This is a genomic window from Desulfamplus magnetovallimortis, from assembly GCF_900170035.1.
Taxonomy (GTDB): domain Bacteria; phylum Desulfobacterota; class Desulfobacteria; order Desulfobacterales; family Desulfobacteraceae; genus Desulfamplus; species Desulfamplus magnetovallimortis.
Genome location: NZ_LT828541.1, coordinates 626,347 through 646,691 on the forward strand (window position 1 = coordinate 626,347; position 20,345 = coordinate 646,691).

General features: G+C 40.1%; 16 protein-coding genes. 5 read left to right on the forward strand and 11 right to left on the reverse strand.

Annotated features, from left to right (window positions below; genetic code table 11):
- Positions 1 to 42 precede the first annotated feature (42 nt).
- On the forward strand, positions 43 to 198 hold the full coding sequence (locus MTBBW1_RS28200; RefSeq protein ID WP_186441122.1) for a hypothetical protein: 156 nt from the start codon (positions 43 to 45) through the stop codon (positions 196 to 198).
- Positions 199 to 242: 44 nt separating this feature from the next.
- Here MTBBW1_RS28200 and MTBBW1_RS06730 read toward each other — a convergent pair whose 3' ends face one another.
- A complete protein-coding gene (locus MTBBW1_RS06730) occupies positions 243 to 3,287 on the reverse strand; it encodes a 7TM diverse intracellular signaling domain-containing protein (RefSeq protein ID WP_080800970.1) in 3,045 nt (1,014 codons plus the stop codon).
- A 473-nt stretch (positions 3,288 to 3,760) separates the two neighbouring features.
- Between MTBBW1_RS06730 and MTBBW1_RS06735 the strand changes: the two genes are divergently transcribed.
- Entirely contained in the window at positions 3,761 to 5,719 is a 1,959-nt protein-coding gene (locus tag MTBBW1_RS06735) for a sensor histidine kinase (protein WP_080800973.1), read from the forward strand.
- On the opposite strand, the gene MTBBW1_RS06740 is transcribed toward MTBBW1_RS06735, so the two are convergent.
- The 3 genes from MTBBW1_RS06740 to MTBBW1_RS06750 form a co-directional block, all read right to left on the reverse strand.
- A complete protein-coding gene (locus tag MTBBW1_RS06740) occupies positions 5,703 to 6,635 on the reverse strand; it encodes a DMT family transporter (RefSeq protein WP_080800975.1) in 933 nt (310 codons plus the stop codon). The genes MTBBW1_RS06735 and MTBBW1_RS06740 overlap by 17 nt on opposite strands.
- A gap of 107 nt (positions 6,636 to 6,742) precedes the next feature.
- Positions 6,743 to 7,396: a class I SAM-dependent methyltransferase gene (locus tag MTBBW1_RS06745; RefSeq protein ID WP_080800978.1), complete on the reverse strand. Its 654-nt coding sequence runs from the start codon at positions 7,394 to 7,396 to the stop codon at positions 6,743 to 6,745.
- Positions 7,397 to 7,708: 312 nt separating this feature from the next.
- The gene (locus MTBBW1_RS06750) at positions 7,709 to 8,422 is read right to left on the reverse strand and encodes a GntR family transcriptional regulator (protein ID WP_080800984.1); all 714 of its coding nucleotides are present in this window, start codon (positions 8,420 to 8,422) and stop codon (positions 7,709 to 7,711) included.
- Positions 8,423 to 9,040: 618 nt separating this feature from the next.
- Here MTBBW1_RS06750 and MTBBW1_RS06760 point away from each other — a divergent pair.
- The 3 genes from MTBBW1_RS06760 to MTBBW1_RS06770 all read left to right on the forward strand — a co-directional run bounded on the left by MTBBW1_RS06760 (position 9,041) and on the right by MTBBW1_RS06770 (position 11,927).
- Entirely contained in the window at positions 9,041 to 10,255 is a 1,215-nt protein-coding gene (locus MTBBW1_RS06760; RefSeq protein WP_080800988.1) for an NAD(P)/FAD-dependent oxidoreductase, read from the forward strand.
- A gap of 56 nt (positions 10,256 to 10,311) precedes the next feature.
- On the forward strand, positions 10,312 to 10,710 hold the full coding sequence (locus MTBBW1_RS06765; RefSeq protein ID WP_080800991.1) for a secondary thiamine-phosphate synthase enzyme YjbQ: 399 nt from the start codon (positions 10,312 to 10,314) through the stop codon (positions 10,708 to 10,710).
- Between the two features lie 134 nt (positions 10,711 to 10,844).
- Positions 10,845 to 11,927, forward strand: coding sequence for a 2-hydroxyacid dehydrogenase (locus MTBBW1_RS06770; RefSeq protein WP_186441123.1), 1,083 nt, complete (start codon positions 10,845 to 10,847; stop codon positions 11,925 to 11,927).
- 166 nt (positions 11,928 to 12,093) lie between these two features.
- On the opposite strand, the gene fdhD is transcribed toward MTBBW1_RS06770, so the two are convergent.
- The 7 genes from fdhD to MTBBW1_RS06805 all read right to left on the reverse strand — a co-directional run.
- A complete protein-coding gene (gene fdhD, locus MTBBW1_RS06775) occupies positions 12,094 to 12,927 on the reverse strand; it encodes a formate dehydrogenase accessory sulfurtransferase FdhD (RefSeq protein ID WP_080800997.1) in 834 nt (277 codons plus the stop codon).
- A gap of 15 nt (positions 12,928 to 12,942) precedes the next feature.
- Entirely contained in the window at positions 12,943 to 14,436 is a 1,494-nt protein-coding gene (locus MTBBW1_RS06780; protein ID WP_245809285.1) for an MATE family efflux transporter, read from the reverse strand.
- Complete coding sequence (locus MTBBW1_RS06785) at positions 14,433 to 16,358, reverse strand: YgiQ family radical SAM protein (protein WP_080800999.1); 1,926 nt, start codon at positions 16,356 to 16,358, stop codon at positions 14,433 to 14,435. Before MTBBW1_RS06785 ends, MTBBW1_RS06780 begins: the two co-directional genes overlap by 4 nt.
- Positions 16,359 to 16,537: 179 nt before the next feature.
- Positions 16,538 to 17,149, reverse strand: coding sequence for a Uma2 family endonuclease (locus tag MTBBW1_RS06790; RefSeq protein WP_080801002.1), 612 nt, complete (start codon positions 17,147 to 17,149; stop codon positions 16,538 to 16,540).
- Positions 17,150 to 17,166: 17 nt separating this feature from the next.
- Positions 17,167 to 17,895 carry a ribosome biogenesis factor YjgA gene (gene yjgA / locus MTBBW1_RS06795; RefSeq protein ID WP_186441124.1) on the reverse strand — a complete coding sequence of 243 codons (729 nt, stop codon included), beginning with the start codon at positions 17,893 to 17,895 and terminating at the stop codon, positions 17,167 to 17,169.
- The gene (gene hisA / locus MTBBW1_RS06800) at positions 17,828 to 18,607 is read right to left on the reverse strand and encodes a phosphoribosylformimino-5-aminoimidazole carboxamide ribotide isomerase (RefSeq protein ID WP_080801155.1); all 780 of its coding nucleotides are present in this window, start codon (positions 18,605 to 18,607) and stop codon (positions 17,828 to 17,830) included. The genes yjgA and hisA overlap by 68 nt, the downstream gene beginning before the upstream one ends.
- A gap of 20 nt (positions 18,608 to 18,627) precedes the next feature.
- On the reverse strand, positions 18,628 to 20,345 hold a 1,718-nt coding region (locus MTBBW1_RS06805), incomplete at its 5' end, for a hybrid sensor histidine kinase/response regulator (protein WP_186441125.1).

Genomic DNA, 20,345 nt, shown 5'->3' on the forward strand with positions numbered 1-20,345 from the left:
GTCCAATGCTGTTGACTTAAGCCACCGGCCAACGCAAACGAGATGAGAATCTTCAATGGGTGGTGTCCCAAATATGTTGATGAGCTCTTCACAAACCTTGATTCAGCAGGGCTTTCACAAAAAGAAATCAACACTTTTATGACACTACCCTTCAATGATTTCAATCTCTCTCTTGCCGTAAAACCCTTAAGGCAATAGCATTGGGTATTGTGTCTGGCTATGAAGGGGCATTATCTTTTGTTTCATGTGCTGCTTTGTTCAAGAACTTCCCTTATTTTTACAGAGAGATCCTGCTTGCTGTAAGGTTTCATGACATATCTGCTTATTCCCATCTGTATTGCTGACTCCGGCGTTACAAGCTCGTTGAATCCTGTACATAAGATTACCGGCATGTCAGGGCGGATTTCCCATATCTTATGTGCAAGCTCACATCCGGTCATGCCTGGCATTGTCTGGTCAGTGATCATAAGATCAAATTTCCCAGGTCTTTCCATGACGCACTCAAGGGCTTGCTGGCTGTCTGTGTGACATATAACATTATATCCAAGGCTGCGGAGCATTTCTGATGCCATTTCCACAATATCTGACTCATCATCCACATAAAGAATGGTTTCATCTCCTTTTGACATGCATATGGATGTTGCTGTGCACTCAATGTCAGTCTTATCCGGTGCCTTTGGAAATAATAGATGGAAAGTGGTACCTTTTCCAACCTCGCTGTAAACATAGATATTGCCTTTAAGCCCTTTTACAATACCGTGAACCATGGCAAGCCCCATGCCGGTTCCCTTACCCCTGGGTTTTGTTGTAAAAAAAGGCTCAAAAATTCGATCCATTGTCTTTTTATCCATCCCGTGACCTGTGTCGCTTACAGTGAGACGGATATATGTGCCTGGAGAAAGATTCAGGTATTTTTCTGCACTTTCTATGTCAAGTTCCATGACTTCTGTTGACAGGGCAAGTATTCCCGTTTTGGGTTGATTTATTTTTAACTGCTCTTTTCCGGTTTTTGATCTCTCTTTGCAGGATTCTGAAATGTTTTTACTGTTTGTTGTTTCATGATTATCGTTCATCATTGCATATGCTGCATTGGTACAAAGATTCATCAGAATCTGGTGTATTTTTGTGGGATCAGCCATAATCACATACTTTTCCCTTGGTATTGACTGATGGATTTTTATGGTGGTGGGAAGAGATGCTCTTATAAGCTTCAGAACCTCTTTTACCATGGGATTAATATTTAAGGGGATGGTTTCCTGTTTATCCTGCCGGCTGAAGGTAAGTATCTGGCTTACAAGATCCCTTGCCCTGTAGCATGCATTGATGACCCTTTGAAGCCTTTTGTATATTTTTGAATCAGAGGAAACTTCAGATCTGCATATTTCAACATAACCCATTATTGCAGTGAGGATGTTGTTCATGTCATGGGCAATACCCCCTGCAAGTGTTCCAATTGCCTGCATTTTGTTGGAGTTCATCAACTTTTCTGCAATATGTTGTTTTTCATCTTCTGCAAGTTTTCTCTCTGTTGTCTCTCTTGTGACACCCAGCATTTCAACAGGTTTATTGTTACTGTCCTTGATAATTGTAAGGGTTGTCTCGGTCCATATAACAGTGCCCTTTTTGGTATTGAACTCCACCTCCACAGTAATTGTGGATGAGTCATCACCTGGGTTTCTGTATGATTTTAATTCTGAGTCATCGTCAATATTCAGAGGAGTAGATGCCATGCCTTTTTTAACAGCATTCATGGCCTTTTTTGCAGAATCTGGAGGGAGCATTTTTTCAAAGGTGAACTCATTTTTTGCCTCTTCAGGTGTGTAGCCTGTCATGGCTTCAATCGAAGGTGTAATGAAATTGATTTTTAGTGTTTTCAGATCCAGAGTCCATATTACCTCCTTGATATTTTGGGCAAGCATTCTGTACTTGTTTTCAGATTCCTTCAACTGTGTAAGAGCACTGCTTTTTTCCTCTCTGATAATATTTATTTTGTCCACAAGTGCAAATGTGAAAATTATCACAAGTAAGGCATTGCTTATTTGTACACCTGAATCAGTAAGAATATTGTTTTCAAGAAAGCCGTATGATTTAAGAACCATTAAAATTGAAGAAAAGAGCATGGGTGACCAGGCAAGAATGTAAAATCTTGCAGGCCGATCTCCACGATAGAAAAGAATCAGGCCGTTTGCAAGCATGATCATGACACTGATTCCTATAAAAATAACCATGCTCTGGGTTGCAATACGATATGAGAATAAAAAAGGAACAGGCAGCATAGCAAAACCTGCATAACATATCATTTTAAGGCATACATTAAAACGCGGCAGATGTTTGGCAGTTGATAAGAAAGACATGGTGAAAAGGATTGCACCAGTAAATCCTGCAAACCCGAAAAAAGGATGACATATATTTGCCCACCAGGTTGATTCAGGCCATAAATATTGGAATGAGAGTCCACTGTGGGTCATTGTAAAAAGAGCAGTGCCTGAAACAAATATAATAAGATATAGATAAACTTTTTCCCTGACAGAGAAAAATATGAAAGAGTTGAATATTACCGTTGCAAGCATGATACCGTAATAGAGCCAGTTGATAACTGAATCCATGTTAATGTGGTGCAGCATTGCATTCTTTTCCCATGCCAGCAGAGGTATCATGATGGAGCCGCCGGAGCGTATGTTAATATAGAATGTCTCAACTCCAGGGGCGCTTGATATGGGAATGACTGTGGTGCGATAATTTACAGGGCGACGGGAAAAAGGGTATTTGTCTCCGCTTTGCATTAGTTGAAAATTTAATTTTTCGCTTTTCCCTTTTAGTTGTTCATTCTCTTTGGAAAGCTGAGAAGAGTGTTCAATCTGATAAAAATCAAATTGATCTACCACTGCATAGGGATATTCAAGAAACCATTCAATTGTATTTTTTTCAGGGTTTTTTACCGTGGAAATGGATACATTATTTTCATGGTCGGGGGTGGCTGAGCGCCAGCCATGTCCGTTTACTTTGAATCTGAACCAGAAAGATGATTGTGAGTAACCAAAACTTGATTTTTCAAGGGGAGAGAAAAGGGGATTTATCTTTTCAGACACAATGGTGTCGATATCCATAGTGCCGCTTTTATCAATATAATATTCAATATACTTTGTAATATCCTTGTTTTTTGAAACTGAGGAGATAAGCAGAGAGAGTGGGTCTGCATGTGTTTTGCCATTATTCCAAAGGATGGGAACAAGGATAAGCAATATTGATATTAGAAGTCTGCATTTTGTTGTTCTTGATTTTACCAATGATTTGCCCTTCCATTATAGACGTTACAACTAATATTTCTTTTGAAGGTTTATCAAATCTGATTTGTGTTATACATGGTGTAATGTTGGATATTTATGCAATCAGGGACAATAAGGATAAATACGCTCAAAAAATTATCAGTATCCATCAGGATTGTAAAGAGATATTCTGATCTTAAATAATTGGGTTTAATTCAATTACCTAAATTCCTCTTCGCAAATCTGAGCAATTTGAATATCATCCAAAAAGTAGTTTCGATTTTTTCCTGGGAAATTGGGGTACCCTTCATGTCCCTGAACAGGTATGATTGACTACGATACTATTTGATTCCATGACTGAGTGCCTCTTGAAGTTTAAACTGTCGGGTGACTTTTAAGGCTTTTCAAAGGATCAAGGCATTTGCTACCCGACAATCAAACCTTGAAAGAACACTGAGCAGAAAGCTCAAGAGTCCGTGTATGGGGAGATAAACATGGGAAGAAGTAAAAACAGAGCTATTCCATTATGGATGCCCAGTGCCATTGTATTTGTGTTACTTTTTGTTGTTGTTACAGCCTATTTTTCGTGGCAGATCCGATCTGTTAAATCATCATTTTTTTCCCATGTTCAGCAACATGCCGATATGGTTTCCAAAATAGTCAGGCTAAATGCGGCCGGAACCATAGATGCGAAAAATTCCATTGAGGATGTGCTTAGGGGCTTGCTGGAAAATACAGCCCGTTTTGTCTCATATCTTGATATGATTGAGCCTTTTTCCGGCGATGAATTAAGTGCATTTACCAGGGAAAGCGGTCTTGCCGGAATACGCATTACAGGCGTGGGTTATGATGGTAGGAAACGTGATGTCAATGGCCCTGAAGGGTGGCTTGACAATCATTTCTCTTCAACTTCAAGAACTACTGACGCAGGTGTTCCCGATGAAACAGAAGCCCGTGATGTTTCGGGCTTTGAAACAGTTGTGGATGCAGATTCTGAGCAGGTTGTAGAGCAAAATTTTAACCAGGTTGTGGAGCAAGATGTTGCTCAGGTTAGGCAGCAAGGTGTTGCTCAGGTTAAGCAGCAAGGATTTGTCCCTCTTGTGGAATCAGTTTTAGAGCCTGGTTTGAAACATCTTGAATCTGAAAACTTATATATTTTGGTATGGACAGCCCCACAATACCCTTATTATATTATTCTTGGTATCAAAGATGCCAATATTTCCGGCATAACAGAGAGTTTGGGACTTAACACTATAATTCGGACAATATCAACTGTACCGGGAATCAAGTATGTGAAAATAGCATCTTTGGAGGCAGAAAGTGATGGAGCATTACCTTCAAGAATAGAAAGCAAGGAGAAAGCACCTTTTCAGGAAGAAAGCGAGGGAAAAAAACCTTTCTCTGCCGAAGGTGAAAAAATTGAACCTTTGACGACAGAAGGTAGTGGAAGAACTGAAAATATCATTTCAATAGATAATAATGAAGAATCAGATAATTCAGGAGGCAATCTTTTTCATGAAAATGGATATGATATTGCCCAGGCCAGTCAAACCATTCAGGGCATGACCTTGACAGTTGGTGTTGATGCCGGCTATCTTACCAGATTTATTAATAATTTGACTGTTCATTTTTATGTGTTCGGTTTTTTTCTCATTGTGGCTGGGACATGTCTCTCCTTTCTGCTTTATAGATATCAGAAAGCCACACTTGAAAAGGTTAAGGTGTTTGAGAGGGAATTGTCATTCCAGAGGGAAAACGCTGTGCTTGGCAGGTCAGCCGCAGCAATTGCCCATGAGATCAGAAATCCCCTGAATGCACTTAGTATGGGACTTCAGCGACTTAAATTTGAGAATGCATGTTCATCAGAAGTTCATCTTAAACTGATCCGGCAGATGTCGGACGCTGTTAAGCGTGCAAACGGCAGTGTAAGCGGGCTTTTAAACTATGCACGTCCCAGAATTCCGGATATAAAAACCATTGTCCCTGAAGATATTGTGAACTCTATTCTCAGTCTTTATCAATCAGAATGTTTGAAACGCAATATCGTTATTGATTTGGATATAAAATACCATGGTACCTTTGAAAGCGATGGTGATATGATGGGACAAATTATTGAAAATATTGTTAAAAATGCCGTGGAAGCCCAGCCGGATAAAGGTTTTCTTTACTGTTCGATAATGGAAATTTCAAATATCAGTGAAAAATCGCTCAAAAAAGGGCTGAAACTGGTTTTTAAAAACGGGAATTGCAAGGTACCTCCAGAAAATGCCCAGCAGATTATTGAGCCTTACTTCACAACAAGGCCAGATGGTACAGGCCTTGGCATGGCTATTGTCAAAAATATGGTAAAAGCCCTTGATGGCTATATTGATATTCAGATTTCAGAAAAAAGGGAAATATCAATTGTCATGCATTTTCATGGAAAAAAGGAATCTATTATTTCTGATACTTAACAAAAAAAGTCAGGCCGATCAATATCAGCATCAGGCCCGTCAGTGATTCGATACCCGGCACTTCGGAACCTAAAAACAAAATACCGCCCAACAAAGCAAATATAACCTCACTTGACTGAGTAGCGTCAACACCTGCTAATTCGTTTGAATTAGATGCCAGATTACGTGCAAAAAGAAAAATACCGGTTGCAAAGACGCCTGAAAACAGTGCCACCAGAGAAGTGTTTAATATCTGTGATAAATCCGGTGCCGGAGGACGTGTGATTAATACAAGTACTATCCATAAAGGGAATGAACCTAAAGTCATCAACAGTATTTTATTGAAAACACTATGAAGAAGAGGCGAATTTATATTGGGTAATTTTTTATGATTCCCGTTTGTTGCCTCCCAGACCAACTGATTACCGAACGGATAACAGAAGGCTGCTGCAAGAACAGGAAGCCCGCCTGAAAGCAGAATTTTCAGATCAAACTTTTCTATGTGGGACAGATTGACCAGAACCACACCTATGAAAATGAGTGATGAGAAAAACCAGATGCGTTTGGGGAAGGAGTGACCGAACATCATAAATATGAAGAGGCTCGCAACAACTGTAAATTGCCATGTTGCTGCTATAACCCAGCCGGGTGAGAAGTTGGCACTGAAACAGATAAGTGCATAAAAACCACCAAAGCCGATACCCCCCGCAATAATCCAGAATTTCCAATGGGAACGAAATAAACCAAAAAGATCCCGAAGCTCTTTCAATCCGCTTTTGAACAATATAATTGCTGTGAAAAAAAGGGCCATAAACAAATATCGCAGAGAAGCAGACCATACCCAATGACCACCTTCCAGGCTCATGGCTTCATTGAGTACGAAAGTTGTACTGAAAAATGCTCCTGACAGAATTCCCAGAGAAATTAATTTAAACACTCTTTTTCATTTTCCTTTTTTCAATTTACCGTGAAAATGACTATCATTTTTATACTTGGGCATGATTGATACCAAATCAATCATGCCCGTTTACTCAAAATCGACACCTATAACCTCTTATAGCGTAAAATTCTTCCTCGAAACGGCTTCATTAGGTAATTTGCTGTGTCTGGTTTACTTTGAGTATGGGAATAACCTAATTTTACCATTTTTTTACTGAATTGTGCATGATTACCACGACCAGGATCCACGATTACAACTTCACAAACAGTTTTTGCATGCTGATTGATAAAATCGGATAACAATTTTACATGACTTCTTTCATATAAAAGATCACTGCCAATAATAAGGTCGAATTTACCGAGAGTGCTCTCCTTATCTTCCCAACCAGTACGAATAAATGGTATATTTTTTCCGTTATTGAGTTTGATATTCTCCAGAAGAAAGCTTTCAGCTTCAGGATGATAGTCAGTGGCAGTAACATCTGCAAGGCGATAGTTTAACAAAAGACTGGCAAGCCCGATTCCACAACCAACCTCTAAGATTCGTTTGCCATCTACATTGAAATCAAAAACAAAATGAGATAATACCAGACCTGAATCCCAGACAATTCCAAATAATGGCCATGTTGCTGATGAGATTCCGAGTTTCTCAGCAATACCGTCATCATCACAGTATTGCTGATTGTCACGTAATGTTCGGACATGAATATCTACATCGTCAAACTCAATGGTTTGATAACGAATGCGTAATGATGACATGATATGCCTATCTTTAATTTTTAACTGCAATTTATGTAGCGCAACGCATCACAAAAAGTCCAACGTATTGCTCACGGGGCTCATTTTTTGCGGTCTGCTGAAATTTTTTGTTAAGGCTTTTTAATATGTGAATTACTCAAAATCGACATTTTATTGCTTTTTCAGAAGTTATTGCATTTGTCTGAATCAGGATAACCAGGATGGATAGGATGTTCAGGATAGATAATCCTGCCTTATCCTGTTAATCCTGGGAATCCTGATTCAGACAGTGTTGACAAGGCTTACAAGATCATAGGTGTCGACTTTGAGGAATTAAGGCTGCTTATCATGGGAATCTTTCTCTTCCATAACCCTATTGATGCTGATAATTGCATGTTTTCTTACATTTGCAATATGCCTTGCCATTACAGCAACAGCCCCATCAACATCTCCTGAAGCAATAAACTCATAGAGTTGGCTATGCTCATTATCTACGGTTTCCATCGGTGTGACAAAGAGAATATTTCCACGATATTTGAGATACAAAAGATCAAAAAGGTGTTTGAGCGTGTTGACTTGAAGAGTGCAGTTTGAAAGTTCTGCAAGTGTAAGATGAAACTCCATATCCCTTAAAAGGCGCTCTTTAAGATAGATATCACGCACTGCATTAAGATGTTTTTCAAGGGCACTTTCAATTTTTTTAAGACTGTCCGGTGTCATTTGCCGGATGGTCTTTGGCAGCAAGGATAGTTCAATCATTTCCCGAAATTCATAGATTTCCGTGATCTCCTTAATGCTTATCTTTTCAGTGTAATATCCCCTGTTTGGCTCATGTCTTACAAAGCCTTGAAATTCAAGGCGTTTTAATGCCTGGATAACAGGGGTTGCACTCATGTCAAGGCGTTCTGCAAGGTCTCTATAGGATATTTTTTGACCAGGTATGATCTCGTTATGGAAAAACATTTTTCTGATTCCAAGGTACGCTTCCCTGGTAAAGTCTTCCCTGCCTTTTCTGGTGTTTATCTTTTTTTTCTCTCTGCCATCCATATAATTCCCATGCCTTTACAAAAGGCATCATAAAGGTAAATTGAATTGTGATTTGGTATCTTTAGGTTAAGTGATTTGGTATCTGTCGGTTAATGTAGCCTTTTATATTGGCACATGTTATATTTCTCAAGAGTCCTAACTTCTCAAATCTACCACCACATATTGTATTTTCAATTCTTTGAAAAATACTATCTGTGGTCTCCATTTAGAGAACTTATGACTGACGAGTTATATTTGATGACCTCGTAAAAAGTCCGATTTCAGCATTTTTTCAGTTATAACATCCTGAAATCATTAATAGCGATTTTGCGGATTTCGACTTTTTACAGGGGCATCATATTTAATCAAAAGCGTTCCAGCCTTCGCAAAGTGGCAGGTACAATAAAGGATACTAACTTTTGGTAGTGTCATAAAAGTGTTGATATCTTTTTGTGAAAGCCCTGCTGAATCAAGGTTTGTGAAGAGCTCATCAACATATTTGGGACACCACCCTAACTTTTCATGGCAGTATGCAACGGCCACCTCTTCATGAAAATCATGAGGATTGTTTTCACGGTTAAATATCACCGTACAGGTCAATATTCAAGTTTTCTATTAACAAGTTAAAGCGGGGAGAGCATGAAAAATAGAACTTATGATGTCATTATTATTGGTGGAGGTATTATGGGTGCATCCACAGCCTACCATCTTATGAAGGCGGATGCTTCATTAAAGGTTATTGTTATTGAAAGAGATCAAAGTTACGAAAGAGCATCAACGACCCTTTCAATGGTCAATGCCAGAATACAGTTTTCCCTTAAGGAGAATGTGCAGATTTCCCAGTATGCCTTTAAAGTTCTTGAGAATTTTGAGGATGAGATGGCTGTTGACGGAGTAAAGCCTGCAATTTTTTATCGAAGGGAGGGCAATCTTTTTTTATATGATGAAAAAACTGAAAGCCCAGCCAGAAGGGCATTTGAGATGCAGAAAGAGCTTGGATGTGCAATTGAGTGGTGGTCTCCTGATACCATAAAGAAGAGATATCCCATATATGAAAATTTAGATGGAATTGTTGGGGGAACCTTCGGCCCTGAAGATGGACATTTTGATGCATATGCTGTTCTTATGGGATACAGGGCAAAGGCAAAATCCATGGGAGCCGAGTTTATACAAGATGATGTGGTTGAGCTTTTAACCGATAAAGATATCATGGATTCTTCTTCAACAGGCCAAAAAGGGCATGTCAATAAAATTCAAGGAGTTAAAACAGCCACTGGTGATATCTATAATTCTTCTGCGGTGGTCAACTGTACAGGCGCATGGGCGGCTTCACTTCTTGCAACAGCAGGCATTAAAATACCTGTTAATCCTGTAAAGCGACAGGTTTTTGCAGTCAGCCCAGAGTTTAAACTAGATTCTCCCCTGCCTTTGACGGTTCTTCCTTCTGGCTTCTATTTCAGGACAGAGACAGGCGGACTTCTTCTGCTTGGCAAATCCATGGATGATGATCCAGAAGGGTTTGATTTTACATGGGAAGAGGAGAGATTTGAGCTGTTATGGGGAGAGCTTTATGAGTTTGCACCGATATTTGAATCTCTAAAACTCATAAAGGGATGGGCTGGACTTTATGCTGTCAATAGACTGGATGCCAATGCAATTCTTGGGGAGTGGCCGGAACTTGGCGGCCTTTACCTTGCAAATGGTTTTTCAGGTCATGGATTGCAGCAGGGGCCGGCTGTTGGAAGATACATGACAGAGCTTATCCTCAAACAGAAACATATTCTTGATCTTTCGATTTTCAGTCCAGAAAGGATTATTGAAAAAAGGGCAATTTTTGAGGATGGTATTGTGTAGAAATTTTTTAAATATTGTAACCCATGAGCAGATAAAAGGCAAAGGAAATATCACATATGATTATTCAGGTGCAAACAGGGAACAGAACAGATATGATTGATATCACTGGCAAAATAGCTCAAGCTGTCCATGATCGTGGTATTAATAATGGCCTTGTCCACGTATATTCCATGCACACAACCGCTGCCATAACCATAAATGAAAATGCAGATCCTGATGTTGAAAGGGACATTGCCGCCACTCTGGATCAACTGATCCCCTGGGAAAACAACTACAGGCACCTTGAAGGCAACTCGGCTGCCCATTTAAAGACAAGCCTTGTTGGCCCTTCTGAACTTATTCCCATTGAAAACGGTAAAATGGTGCTTGGTACTTGGCAGGGTGTGTTTTTCTGTGAATTTGACGGGCCTCGAAACCGCAAGGTAAACCTATCATTTATCGACTTTGAGGCTTGATATAACGTACATGGCGGATAGCCGCCACAATCGAAGAGATGAAAGTCGTTTTAAAAACAGCCACTTACTGAGACTTTCATATAAATCATTGTTAAAAATTTCAGAAAATGACCATTGACAGAAGCAGGGAAAAAATGAAGAAAAAATGCACAGTATATCTGACATCTCCTGTATTCAGGGAGATGGCCGAAAATGAGCTTGTATCAATTTCAAAAAAAGAGAGGATAACAGAGCTTTTTAAGCTTCTTGAAGAGAGTTCAAACCTTATTGAATCTGATGTGCGATTCCCGTCAGGTGACACCATGAAGGAGATTGCAGAAAATAACAGGGTTGACATCATAGGCTGCCATCTGAGTCATACAATATCGGGAGATATAACTAATCTGCCCCATCTGAAGGCAGTATGCACAGCAACCGCAGGATACAACCATATTGAAAGAACTTCCGGCCTCATTGTCACCCACACACCTTCTGTACTGCATGATGCAGTGTCAGATTTCATTTTATCCCTTATTTTGAGCACTCTTAAAAATATTCCTGCTTTAAACAGTTTTGTATTTCAGGGAAAGTGGAGGGAAGATCAGAAATGGGATATTGATGCCTTTCTTGGCAGGTCTCTTTCCACTCTTGCCGTGGGTATAATCGGCATGGGGGAAATTGGTCAGACACTTGCACACAAGCTGGCACCCTGGAATATGAAAATACTCTACAACAGCAGAATCCGGAAAAATGATCTTGAAAAAAAGCTGCCCTGCCTTTGCTATTGTAAAGAGCAGGGTGAGATTTTCAGAAATGCTGATATCATCTCCCTTAATGTTCCTCTTACAGATAAAACCTTGCATCTTGCGGGTAAAGATCAACTTTTAATGATGAAAAGAGGGGCGCTTCTAATAAACACTGCCAGGGGCGAGGTGGTTGATATGGATGCTCTTCTGCAACTTTTGGAGTCAGGGGATATTGAAATTAATCTGGCTTTTGATGTGTTTGACCCTGAACCTTTGCCGGTATCAATGCTTGATCGCTTTAAAAATATTGTAGAAAAAAAGCCTGACCTCAAATTTATATTCATGCCCCATACAGCCAGTGCAGATGCTGACACACGGGCTGAAATGGTCATTATGATGCTTTCTGATATCCTCACCATTGCAGAAGCCGTTAACGTTTCAAATTGCAATATCGGTTATCTGAATGATAAAATAAATTTAATACCTTGTTGAATTTGGGGCATCCTTCATATCATGCAGAAAGTACTTTACTCTTTCCGGAACAGACTACCAGCAAAACGGGCATTGTGTTCAGGAAAGTGTAACATGGCAAATGAAAGATGCCGCATTTGGAGTTCAATTACATGGCAAATGAAAGATGCCGAATTTGGAGTGCAATTTACACAATCCTGCTTTGTCCTGTAAAGATAAACATCTTATTTTTCCTGACAGCAGCAAGAGTCATTCCAAGCCTTTGCCCCAGCTCGCATGCAAGTGTCGTGGGTATTGACATGCTGATCACAATCTCAATTCCGGCTCTTGCACACTTCTGGATCATCTCATAGCTTGCCCTTGATGAGATAAGCGCAACTGCACATCTTTTTAGCTCATGATTGAGAAAAAGTCCGCCAATGGCCTTATCAAGTGCATTGTGTCGTCCTGCATCCTCTGCATATGAAATAATGTTCAGGTTTCTGTCAAAAACAAGGGCAGCATGGGAGGCAAGGGATCGTTTTTTGAGATTCTGCAAATCATCCATTCTTTCAACAATATCTATCACCTGCCGGAATGACAGAAAGATCCTTTCAGGTACAGATGTCAGAATAAGATTTAGATCATCAATTATCTCCCTGCCGCATATACCGCAACTTGTCTGGCTCACAAAGCCTTTTCTGTTTAAAAGATCACTTATTTTTTCCGCTCTTTCCTTTGTGAGCATCACAGCAACCACGTTTGAATTCTCTCCGTCGCACAGGGCAATGTCCACGATATCATCCGGATGATCCACAAGGCCTTCAGATAGGCAGAAACCGGCTGCGTGCTCCTTTTCTTCACCTGGGGTGCGCATGATTACACTGTAGGTTTGACCCTGGACATTTATGGATAGAGGCTCTTCAATGACAAGTTCAAGTTGTTGTTCAATAAGACTTGCTTCTGAATTTTTTGAAAGGTGGCAAAAGAGTACAGATCTTTTTTTAAGTTGATGTTCTATGAGAGAGTTATTTTTTATCATATTTGCTGTTCATATTTATCTGGTTTGTTTTATGAAATCAGATGTTAAAGGCGGGTCAATGGTGTCATGGGCAGAAGAGTCGTTTTCAATGACACGTATATCCTTCCATTTTCCGCTTTTGTATCGCCACAACACCATGATAAACATTGCACACAGGTAGAGTGTCAGGCATGACCATGAAAAATATAGACCAAGGCCCATAATCTGGCTTCCCACCCATAACGGGATAAAGAGAAAAAGCAGTCCGGCACTTGCCATGCTCCACATAATAAAGCGGGAGTCTCCTGCTCCTTTTAAAACTCCTGTGAGGACAAGCACAAGGGCATCAAAAAAAAGATATACAGAAACAAACTTCATCAGTATTTTTCCAATGTGTATAATGGCGTTTTTCTCCATAACACCAAGATCATCAGAGAGAAAAAGTTGTATTAGAGGCTCTGGTGTAAGGATAAAAATCATTGCCATAACAGATACATATAACATGGAGATATGTATTGTGGCCTTTGCGGCACTCATTGCCTCATCAGGAACTCGTTTTCCCATTGCCTGTCCAACAAGGGTGCTTACACCTGTTGAAAATCCAAACATGGGCATGTATGAGAGGCTGTTTATTGACAAAACAAGATTGGTGACAGCAAGCTCTGTGGTGCCGATTCTTCCAATAATCAGGATAAAGAAGGTGAATATGAGGATATCAAGGGAGAACTGTACACCACCCGGGATGCCGAATTTCATCAGCCGCATGAAAAGATATCTGCTAAACGCTCTGTTATCCCATATCCTGTATTTCCGGTTGTTTCTTCTGTTAAAGATAAGAACAGCAAAGCTTAATGCCATGAGAGACCAGGCAGATACTGTTGCAATGGCTGCCCCCCTGATACCAAGTTCCGGAAAACCCCATACTCCGTTGATAAGTGCATAGTCAAGCGGGATGTTAAAAATAGTCCCTGCAATGTGTATAAACATGACTGCACGGGTAAAGCCCCTGCCGGAATAGAATGTTGAGAGTGTAAATGCCAGAAGCAGTGCCCCGTTGCCAAGGCTTAGTATTCTGAAATACTCGATCTCAAGCCGGCGTATTTCAGGTGAGTGTCCGATCATGTTGAAAAGAGGTTCAGCCGTTGATGAAAGTGCTGTCATAAAAAGTGCTCCGAAAAGAGCAAAATAGATACCCTGCCAAAGGGATGCACCTACTCCTCCATTGTCTCGGTTGCCTGTATATTGGGCAATAAAGACATTTACATAACCTGCCACACCAAAAAAAAATGACGTGAACAGAAATACACATATGCCGGCCGGGGTTGCTGCTGCAAGGGCATCCATGGAGTAGTTGCCCAGAAAAACACGGTCAGTGAACTCCATTATTGTGGTGGCTCCCATGCTCATTGCCAGCGGGATGCTCACCTGAAGTACTTTTTTGTAATGGGTGATGTTCATTTTTTTGTCATGATCATGGTTTACTTTTTTGTCATGAGTTGAGCTTATTTTTCTGTCATGAGTAGGACTCACTTTTTCGGACCTCTTTTTTTGAGATTTCTTCCATGTCCGTCCCGGGTGAGCTTTGCTTTCTGTTTCTCTTTGTTTATGACATTTTTTTCCACAAAAACAGTTTCTCCTGTCTCATGTGCTTTGGCTGTATAATACATAAGAGTTGACAGGGTTGAAGGTGTTGGTGTGAACACCTGAACCTGCTCCGGATGGATGTGAAGTTTTTTGCGGGCAAAAAGGCCTGCTTGTTCCATATCTTTCATTGTGCAGCCTGGATGTGCTGCAATGAAATAATATGTCAGAAACTGATTCTTGTGCATTTTTTTCGAGATTGTGTCAAATCTTTTTTTGAACTCAATAAGAGAATCCACAGGTGGTTTTCCCATAATTTTTAAGATATGGGGTTCAGTGTGTTCCGGTGCCAGCTTCATCTGGCCTGATACATGGTGGTTTAAAACCTGTTCCAGGTATCTGTTTCCGGCTTTGGTATCTGCAAATAGAATATCATGGCGGATACCGGATGCAACAAAGACTTTTTTCACTCCCTTGATCTTTCTGATTTTTTTTAGAAGCTCAATCTGCGGTGTATGATCTGGCTTAAGGTGTGGGCATACGGAAGGGAAGATGCAACGTTTATGTGAACAGGCTCCTTTCTCAAGTTTTTTTGCGCATTCAAATCCGTACATGTTGGCAGTGGGGCCACCTACATCAGATATGATGCCCTTGAAATCCGGATGTTTTGTAAACTCTTCTATCTCCTTGATAATGGAGGTATGACTTCGCCATCGGACTGTTCTTCCTTCATGCACTGCAATTGCGCAGAAATTGCATTCTCCATAGCATCCCCGATGGGATGATATGGAAAACTGAATGGTATCAAGCGCTTTGACGACTCCATTTTTTTTGTAATATGGATGTACATCCCTTTCAAATTCAAGGTCGGCAATGGCATCCATCTTGGGGGTATCAGGATATAAGGCAGGGGGATTGTGTATTAGATATCGGGAGTCTTGTTTTTGAAACATTCCTTTTGCTGTGAGGGGATCACAGTTGTTGTAAAATTCAAGAAAGCTTTTGGTAAAAAGATTTTTTGGAGCTTCTTTTTTCACATGTTCTTTTATGATGCTTTCATATCCGGGAAGTTCAATATAGGATGAAGGCGGAGCTCCTGAAATATAGCATAATCCTCTTATATGACTTGGAGACTTAAAGATGTTTTGGTGGTGTTTTGAATGATCTTTTTTGTCAGAAGAGAGATAATCACTTTTGTTTGAGGAGAGATAATCGTTTTTGTCTGAAGAGAGAGAACAAGTTGTGTCTGGAGAAAGAGAATCAGTTTTATTTGGAGAGAGACAATCAGTATTGTCTGAGGAGAGATAATCACTTTTGTTTGAGGAGAGAAAGGAAGCCAGGGCAATTATAGCATCCTCTCCCATGCCATATACAAGATAATCGGCTTTTGCATCAAAAAGAATGGATCTTCTTATGGTGTCTGACCAGAAATCATAGTGGCAGATGCGCCTTAAACTTGCCTCAATGCCACCAAGAACAATGGGAGCTGTCTGCTTGAAATAACGCCTGATAAGGTTTGTATAGGCAATGACTGCCCTGTCTGGTCGGCGGTTGTTTATTCCTCCAGGCGTATAGTCATCACTTTTGCGCCTTTTTTTAAGTGCCGTGTAGTTGGAGACCATTGAATCAACAGCACCTGAAGTTATCCCCCAGAAGAGTTCCGGCTCTCCAAGTCTTGAAATGTCCTTGTCAGAGTTCATGTCAGGCTGGGCAATGATGCCAACCTTGTATCCTTTTTGGATAAGAAGCTTTCCTATTACTGCAACACCAGTAAAAGGCGAATCAATATAGGTATCTCCTGTAACAAGGATGATGTCAAGCGAGTTCCAGCCAAGTGTTTTAACTTCATTTATTGTTGTGGGGATGAACATGTTTTGGCTTTAGGAGTTATTGAGTGAATTTAGTGCCCTTCGGGCGGACTTTCCCATAACTACTTGCTTTTGCAGTAGAAAAATCGGGATTCCTATACTATAGATTTCCAGAAAAATATTTTGGCATTCTCAATTCTGAAGGGCAACCACAAGGGATTGCCCCTACACTGCTTGCCAATTTAATTGTCTGGAACAGTATATGAATTTGTTTTTTTAAATTCAACTCGATAGTAGATATCTGACAGATATATTTGACACTTTACAGTGTCAATGGTCATTGTCTCTTTCATATTTTCGTAAGAAGAAAGATTCCATGTATTGTCATCTTTTCTGACATATTTTTCCACAAAGCAATGATTTTGAGATACAAGGATATACTCTCTAAGTGATGGCGTAAACCTGTAGTGTTGAAATTTTCTACCTCTGTCATATGCTTCTGTGGAATCAGAAAGAATTTCAATTATAACAAGGGGATTGATAAGAGTTTCAATCCCCATGATGTTTTCAAGTTCAATATTCCCGCATACAACAACAATGTCTGGATAGGTGTATTTTCCAATTGTGCATATTTTTACACGCATATCATTTGAAAAAGCATCACAAGGAGATTTTTTTAGCTGAGTTTTGATCTCATTAAAAAAATTTCCATTTATCCGGTTATGATTTAAACTGGCGCCTGTCATTGCAAAAATTTCGCCATCAAAATACTCATGCCTGATTTCAGAATTTTGCTCAAAGATCAGATATTCTTCTGGTGTCATAGAAGTATTGGGCTGCTGTTGTGCATTCATAATTGTCCTTGAAAAATTTATTGCGGGGAATCCGTCTGTTCATGAAGTTCAATCATTTCACGGATATAACGAAACAGTACCCGGGAAGTTTTTGGTGTTTTGCACTGATTATCAGTGGAACCAAGCTTGTGATCCTTGATATTTTTGTGGTGATTATGCTGAAGAAGATCCTTGCGGGCATTTCTGACAAGCTGTCCCAGACGCTGCCGATCTGTTTCTGGATATTTCTCAATGAAGCTTTCCATTGCAGTGTTTGAATTTATTGTGTTGCTTGAAACTGAAACTGATGCTAACTCTTTGAAAATATTTTGATTTGATATGAAATTCAAATCTGAATTTGAGTATTCGTCTCCATCTTTGATAAGAATTTCCCGCCATGTCTCCATTTCTTTGAATTTCATTTCAGCAACTCTTCTGCCCCTGGATATCTCTTCCACTGCCCTTTCAATTATTTCAGGGTCAAGGTTGCGCATCAGGGTTCCTATGTATTGCATCTGACGTCTTTTTGCACCGTGTTTGGTCATTGCCTGGGCATCAAGTGCTGCTTTTTTAAGAATTTCTGAAATTTCCATCTTATGGATTTCAGTTTCCGGAAGTTCCACAAGGGATTCTCCGAGTTTTTGAAGGTTTTCTGCCAGACGCTTTTTTTTGTTTTGCTTAAATCTTCTGAATTCTGGCTCAAATGTTGTGTGTCTGATGCCATTTGACAACCTCTCTGTATGGGATTTTGCCCCCGAAAATATCAAGTGCACTTCCTATTGTAAGATCAACCCTGTTATTCCCGACTTCTTTTACATGATCAAGATCGGAAAAGTCCTTGACACCGCCGGCATAGGTAACAGGTATGGGGCAGCATTTGCCAAGAAGATCGACAAGATCAGACTGTACTCCTGCCATTTTCCCCTCCACATCTACGCCATGAACCAGAAATTCATCGCAATATTCAGAGAGTTTGGTAATATTTTCTTCAGTTACCGTTACCTCTGTGAATTTTTGCCATCGGTCAGTGACAATCCAGAATTGATTGTCCCGTGTGCGACAGCTTAAATCAAGAACCAGACGATCTTTGCCGATTTTGTTAACAAGAGCATTGAGTTTCTCCATGTCAATAATTCCATTTGAGAATACAAAGGAGGTTACAATGACATGGCTTGCTCCGGCATCAAGGTATCTGTGAGCATTGTCCGTATTGATGCCGCCTCCTACCTGCAAGCCACCTGGAAATGCCTTTAATGCCGAAAGAACTGCCTTTTCATTGCCAGGGCCAAGGGAGATGACATGGCCTCCGTAAATTCCATCTTTTCTGTAAAGTTCTGCAAAAAAAGAGGATGGGTTCTCGCTCTGGAAATTTGTAATGGTTGAATTGGTACAGGAGGATGAATTCTCTTCCCTTAGAGTTCCTCCGATAATTTGAACCACCTTGCCATTTTTAATATCAATGCATGGTCTGAATTTCATTTCTGTGTCCTGTTCCCCTGTCATATGTTTCCCAGTACTTCATTTATTTTCTGTGAGAGCTGTGCAATATCAAATGGCTTTGTTATTAAACCCGAGCATCCGTTTTTGAGAATATCAGCAGCCTGGCCATTCGAGCTGTAGCCTGTGGAAAGTATGGCTTTAATATCTGGATTGATTTTTTTCATATTAATAAAAATCTCTCCGCCACCCATGTCAGGCATCATCATGTCCAGGATGACAAGGTCAATGGTAGCATGTTCTTTTTGGTACATTTCAATTGCATCTTCTCCGTTGTCAGCGGTTATAACGTCACAACCTATATATTCAAGAAGAGTGGATACAGTTTCAATTATCATCTCCTCATCATCAACAAGCAAAATTTTAAGGGGTAATGGTAAAGCTTTATCAGGTGCAGGCGAACCAAGTGGAGTTTTATCAGGTGCAGGCGAACCAAGTGGAGTTTTATCGGGTGCAGGCGAATCAAGTGGAGTTTTATCAGGTGCGGGTGAATCAAGTGGATATTCACCATTTTGTTTATCAGGCAGGTTATTATCATGGTTTAATGATAGGGGTGGGGCTGCTGGCAGTAGTATTATGAATTCACTGCCTTCTCCTATACGGCTTTTGACATCAATATGTCCCTTGTGATTAACGATTATTCCATAGGCGGACGCAAGTCCAAGTCCTGTGCCTTTACCCTCTTCCCTGGTTGTGAAAAAAGGATCGAAAATCTGGTCGATAATGGCTTCATCTATGCCTGTACCAGAATCCCTGATAGTAATTTTTATAAAACGGCCAGGTTGAAGTGTTTTTGATTTTAAGGTATCAATTTCTCCAATTGTGATGTTTTGAGAGCAGATGAGAAGTTCTCCTCTGCTCTCCATTGCCTGGGCAGCATTTGCATAAAGGTTGTAGAATACCTGCTTTATCTGGTTGGCGTCAGCTTCAACCTCCCACAGATCAGGTGATAGAGACGTTTTCATACGAATCTCTTTATGGGTTCTTGCAAACATTTCAGTATTTTGTTCAATAAGGGTATTGATATTTAATCTTTTGATTTCATATTTTCCTCCCCTTGCAAGCCCTAATAACTGTTTTATCAATTCAGAGCCACTTCGGGCATATGAATCAATATTGGCAAGGGTTTTCCACTCTTCATCGTTTTTGTTTTTATCAAGAAGCAACAGTGATATGTTTCCCATGATTGCCATGAGAAGGTTATTGAAATCGTGTGCAATTGCCCCTGCCATTGTGCCGATGGCTTCCATTTTCTGGGCATGGAAAAGTTGTTTTTCAAGAGATTTTCTTTCTGTTAAATCCATGAGATACCCCTGAATTTCAAGCAGTTTGTCCTGTTTGTCAAACTGCCCTATGGCATTGAGGGTAACCTGAATGGGAGAGCCGTCACATTTTATAAAATCAAGTTCAAGATATTTTATTGTTTTCTTTTCATTAAGCTTCTTTAGCAATTTGGATCTCAGTTGGGGGTCTTTATAATGGGAGACAATGTTGTTACATGTAGCCTGTTCACTGTCACTGTAACCCAGTGTGGTTGCAAATACATGATTGCATGTAATAATAATTCCGTCAGGAGAGACCACATAAAAACCGCTTATATCTGCATCAAAAAGTTGTCGGTATCTCTCTTCCCTTTTTTTCATCTGCTGCTGTGCAGAATGAATTTTGGTAATATCCTGAACCTGTATAATGTTATAAATTATTTTGCCTGATACTCGAT